At 40.8% G+C, this 4,549-nt stretch carries 4 protein-coding genes; 3 read left to right on the top strand and 1 reads right to left on the bottom strand.

Annotation, left to right across the window (positions count from 1 at the left end; genetic code table 11):
* Positions 1–427 precede the first annotated feature (427 nt).
* Positions 428–565 (bottom strand): hypothetical protein, encoded by a 138-nt coding sequence (locus Q7J63_RS06265; RefSeq protein ID WP_304884778.1) that lies wholly within the window; start codon positions 563–565, stop codon positions 428–430.
* Here Q7J63_RS06265 and Q7J63_RS06260 point away from each other — a divergent pair, their 5' ends adjacent.
* From Q7J63_RS06260 to Q7J63_RS06250, 3 genes are all read left to right on the top strand, one after another.
* On the top strand, positions 566–883 hold the full coding sequence (locus Q7J63_RS06260) for a hypothetical protein (protein WP_304884777.1): 318 nt from the start codon (positions 566–568) through the stop codon (positions 881–883).
* Between the two features lie 1,094 nt (positions 884–1,977).
* Positions 1,978–2,976 (top strand): NADP-dependent oxidoreductase, encoded by a 999-nt coding sequence (locus tag Q7J63_RS06255; protein ID WP_304884775.1) that lies wholly within the window; start codon positions 1,978–1,980, stop codon positions 2,974–2,976.
* A 61-nt stretch (positions 2,977–3,037) separates the two neighbouring features.
* On the top strand, positions 3,038–3,727 hold the full coding sequence (locus Q7J63_RS06250) for a type 1 glutamine amidotransferase domain-containing protein (RefSeq protein ID WP_304884773.1): 690 nt from the start codon (positions 3,038–3,040) through the stop codon (positions 3,725–3,727).
* Positions 3,728–4,549 lie beyond the last annotated feature (822 nt).

The following is a 4,549-nucleotide window of genomic DNA, read 5'->3' as shown; positions in this document are numbered from 1 at the left end:
AATGGCCTTTTCATCGGATTTTTTGATAATTGGTTTCATGGATTTTAAATTTTAATTGATGATTTCTATATGGAAAAAAATTAGAATCCTCTTTTCTCATTTAAGAGATTTGGACTTGAGTCCCCTGCTTATATAGGAATTGGAATTATAGCAGGGACTAACTATACGAAGGCCTTACTATGGGTGGATTTTAAAAAACTCATGAATTTTCCTTGAAAAGGATCGCAGATTTGGGTCGATATGTTTAACTGAAAAATCAATGTGTTTTTACGTAACTGACAAAGATACATATAATTAAATCGTTTGTCAATTTGAAGTGTTCGAATGAATTGATTTTACAAGGAATTTGGATACACACATACCCATTTATATCCATATGCATAATCCACCAAAAAAACCCGCAGGGCCATTTCTTTTCTCCAGCGTCCTATTCCCTTGCCATTTTCTTTTTTGGGGCAGGGACTTTTTTGCTGATGTAGGCCGTGTGGGTCTTTCCGTAGATGTCTGCTTCTTTGAGGGCGGCCACTTCGAAGACGAAGTATTCTTTTCCTTCAAAATCCACCATTTGGCTTTTCAGGATTTCTTCCAGGGTTTCTCAGGCGATGGATACCCTGATGATGGCAAGATCCTTTACTTTACTGCCTTTTCTGATATAGGTTTTTCAAATTGGTATTGTTTAGCGGTTTTAAATTTGATGATGCCGGAGAACTGGGGGAAGAAATTGGCCATTAATGACAAGGGTATTAAAAAAAATCGTGGATGGCTTCCTTTAGGAAAGCCCTTTTTTTGTCAGGGCAAAGCGGACCCTTGGCTAGTGGGCGGAAACCCCGATCTTTGCATAGATCATAAATACAACCGGGAAACCTGCAGAAATGACGATTAAAAAATCTATTCGGTTGGCAAGCCGGAGGAGGTTTGTCATTTGGTTTTCATAGATGACCAACAGGAAGGTTTGAACTACCGGGGAATAGAGGGAAATTAGCTGTCATCGAAATGGATCTCCATACTTTCAGCAAAGAAAGACTATGGTTTTGTCAAAAAGTCCAACGAAAAAATGATTCCGGAAATAGGAAAGGGAGAAATTTTTTGAAGGGTTTTGGGAGAAATAAAATTAATGGATGTTGAATACTGCTTTCCTTGATAAGGAGCGAGCAGGCTACAATTGTCGTGCGGTGCCGGAAGGTGGTGAATGAAGGGAGTTGCCCCGGATTTTTTTAGGGGAGCGAACGAAATGAAGCTACCGGAGGCATCTGGGAGAGGGATTGCAAAACGAATAGATATTTTGGTTTTTAGGTGGTTACCCAATATGTTCCAATGAAAAATTCAGGATTTTGTTTCAAGAAAAGCTTTTCATTCACTGGTTGATTTCGGACTAAATCATGTCCAAATCCCTGCCGATTTTTTATTTACTGCTCAATTGTAGCACTAGGGCCCTTGTATTAAAAGTCTAGTCAATTTCCTCCATTATTTTTTCTCAATGTTTCATATTTAAGAGATGAGCTAAATTGGATGTCCTTTTAAATGTAGCGAGTCATTAGGCTTCCTAAAGGAATTGAAACTGCAATAAAATCAGACGATTGGAAGAATAATTCCTGACACCGATAGGGTGAAGTCAATAAAATCACACAACTGACTAATATCAAATAAATACAGTATTGAATAGCATTCTCAATGCATAAAACGGGTTTAAGTTTGCAATCAGGTTAAAACGACAGACTAGAAAAATAAAATATTTAAACGAATAAATCAATAAAAATGAATTGAAAATTAAAAAGATGCTATTTATTCAAGAAATAAAATTATATTGGTCAGATGTGAACTTTACGACATGATTGGAAGTTAAACCTTTCCAACCAGTGTTATCGGTGATTAAAAACTTCTTCGTTGAAATGTAAAACCAACGAACGATTTGTAAAATTTTATTCTGGTATCACCCGACCCTTACCCGAATTTTCTACCACACGAAATCTAACAAAAATGACTACGCAACAAATAGTACTCTCAGCTAGGCCAAAGGGCTTGCCCGTGAGTGATGACTTTAGAATGGCACAGATTGACCTACCGGAATTAAAGCCTGGCGAAATCTTATTGAAGGGCATGTATTATTCCGTTGACCCTTATATGCGTGGCAGAATGAACGATGCGAAATCTTATGTTGCCCCTTTTGAAATTGACCAGCCCTTAAATGGAGGTGTAATCGCCGAAGTAGTGGAAAGCAAATCGGATCAATTTAAAAGTGGTGATGTGGTGATCGGCCATTTTCCTTGGCAAAAAGAATTTATTGCAACCGAGAAGGAAGCCAAAAAGGTCGATACTGACCTGGCTTCTCCCAGCCATTACCTCGGCGTGCTGGGCATGACGGGATTGACTGCCTATTTCGGGTTGATGCATATCGGCAAGCCGAAAGCCGGCGAAACAGTGGTGGTTTCAGGTGCTGCAGGTGCGGTTGGCATTGTAGTAGGGCAGATTGCCAAATTACAAGGCTGTCATGTGGTCGGTATTGCCGGATCGGATGAGAAAACAAAGCTGCTGAAAACTGACTTTGGATTTGATGAGGCCATTAATTACAAAACCACAGCCGACATGAACAAAGCAATTGCAGCTGCTTGCCCAAAAGGGGTGGATGTCTACTTTGATAATGTGGGAGGCGAAATTTCAGATGCGGTCATTAAAAATATTGCCTTTCATGCAAGGATCCCTTTATGTGGGCAGATCGCTTTATACAACAGCACGGAGGTGCCCATGGGGCCAAGATTGCAGCCGATATTACTCACGCGGAGTGTGTTGATGCAGGGTTTTATCATTGGTAATTTCCAAGAAAAGTTCCCCGAAGGCATTCAGCAACTGGCACAGTGGGTGAAAGAAGGGAAACTAAAAACAACCGAAACCATTGAACAGGGTTTTGAAAATTTACCAAAGGCACTACTCGGTTTGTTTAAAGGAGAAAATACCGGTAAAATGATCGTAGAGGCCTGATATCCAACACAACAAAAATATTTTTTGACTATATTCATCATTCACCATAAAAATCAAAATCATGAAAATATTATTTGTACTTACCTCGCATAGCGAGTTGGGCAACACCGGAAAAAAAACCGGTTTTTGGGTGGAAGAGTTTGCCGCGCCTTATTACACAATGGCTGATAAGGGAGTTGATATTACCATTGCTTCGCCCAAAGGTGGTCAGCCACCCATCGACCCCGCAAGCGAAGCCCCAGATGCGCAAACAGAAGCAACGAAACGGTACTATGCTGATGCAGCATTGAAAGAAAAAGTAGCGCACACTCATAAACTCGCTGAGGTGAATGCCGCAGATTTTGATGCGGTTTTTTACCCTGGAGGCCATGGCCCGATGTGGGACTTGTATGAAGACAAAAATTCTATCGCATTGATCGAAAGCTTCTGGGCAGCGGGTAAGCCTGTTGCAGCAGTTTGCCATGCGCCGTCTGCCTTATTGAATGTGAAAGATGAAAACGGTGAGCCATTGGTGAAAGGAAAAAAAGTGACTGGATTCACCAACACCGAGGAAGAAGGCGTACAGTTGACAGACGTGGTGCCCTACCTGCTGGAAGATGAATTGAAAGCAAAGGGCGGCAAGTATTCCAAGGGCAGTGATTGGAGTTCTTATGTGGTAGAAGACGGCATGCTCATCACGGGGCAAAATCCCGCAAGTAGCGAAGAGGCAGCCAAAAAACTATTGGCATTGCTGGGAAAAAGTGCTGCATAAAAAAATTAGTGATTACGGGTAAGTTAAAAAGCACCTTAGCGTTCAGGCAAGAGCAATCCTGCTTGAGAAAAGCCCGAACCGCCAACATTTAGCCCACTAGGGAAAAGCCCATGAGGCCGATCGCTATCTGTAAGCCCTGATTGATGTGAAAATCTATCAGGGCTTTTTGAGATTGTATGGTTTTATTTTAATGGAATTCTTGAATGCTTTGCATTTGTCTAGTGGCTGCCAGCCCATGGGAGGTAAATGGAATGGCAAGTGCAGGGTGAAGTGCTTACTAATTTGATCAGTATGCTTATTATTGGCTTATAAAGCTTTTTGACTGTTTGATGACCAGTGTTTTTTGAGAAAATTTTCTGTTTTGGACATAATATCACTTACCCAGTACAGGCACTGGGGGATCAAATTAGTCACTTGAGACAGGGTCATGAATGAAAAATCGTGGAAGGCTTCATTTAGGAAAACCCTATTTTTTGGAAGAGCTCCTGCGGTTGAAAGAAAAACAAAGTAAGCAATGGGTGGACACATAGGTTTTGCCATAGGTATTCATTAATGATTGAATTGATTGGGTTTATGTTTGCACCTTTAGGAAAAGAGGCCAAAACACGATTTAAAGTAGGGGGTACGTGACATATGAAAATCCCATTCCTTTCCGGTAAATTTAATTGTTGCAGTAACTGCTTTTTTGAAATATTGAGTAGCCCGACTTGCCTGGATTCCCTGAATGACAAAATCCCTTTCCCGAGTACTTAGGGAAAGGGATTTTGTTATTCGGCAGAACTCAGGGTAGGTTGCGATACTTTTTCAATTTTGAACTTTCTC

It is taken from the genome of Rhodonellum sp., assembly GCF_030656585.1.
In the GTDB taxonomy this organism is placed as follows: Bacteria; Bacteroidota; Bacteroidia; order Cytophagales; family Cyclobacteriaceae; genus Rhodonellum; species Rhodonellum psychrophilum.
This window is presented reverse-complemented; position numbering and strand designations above follow the sequence as displayed.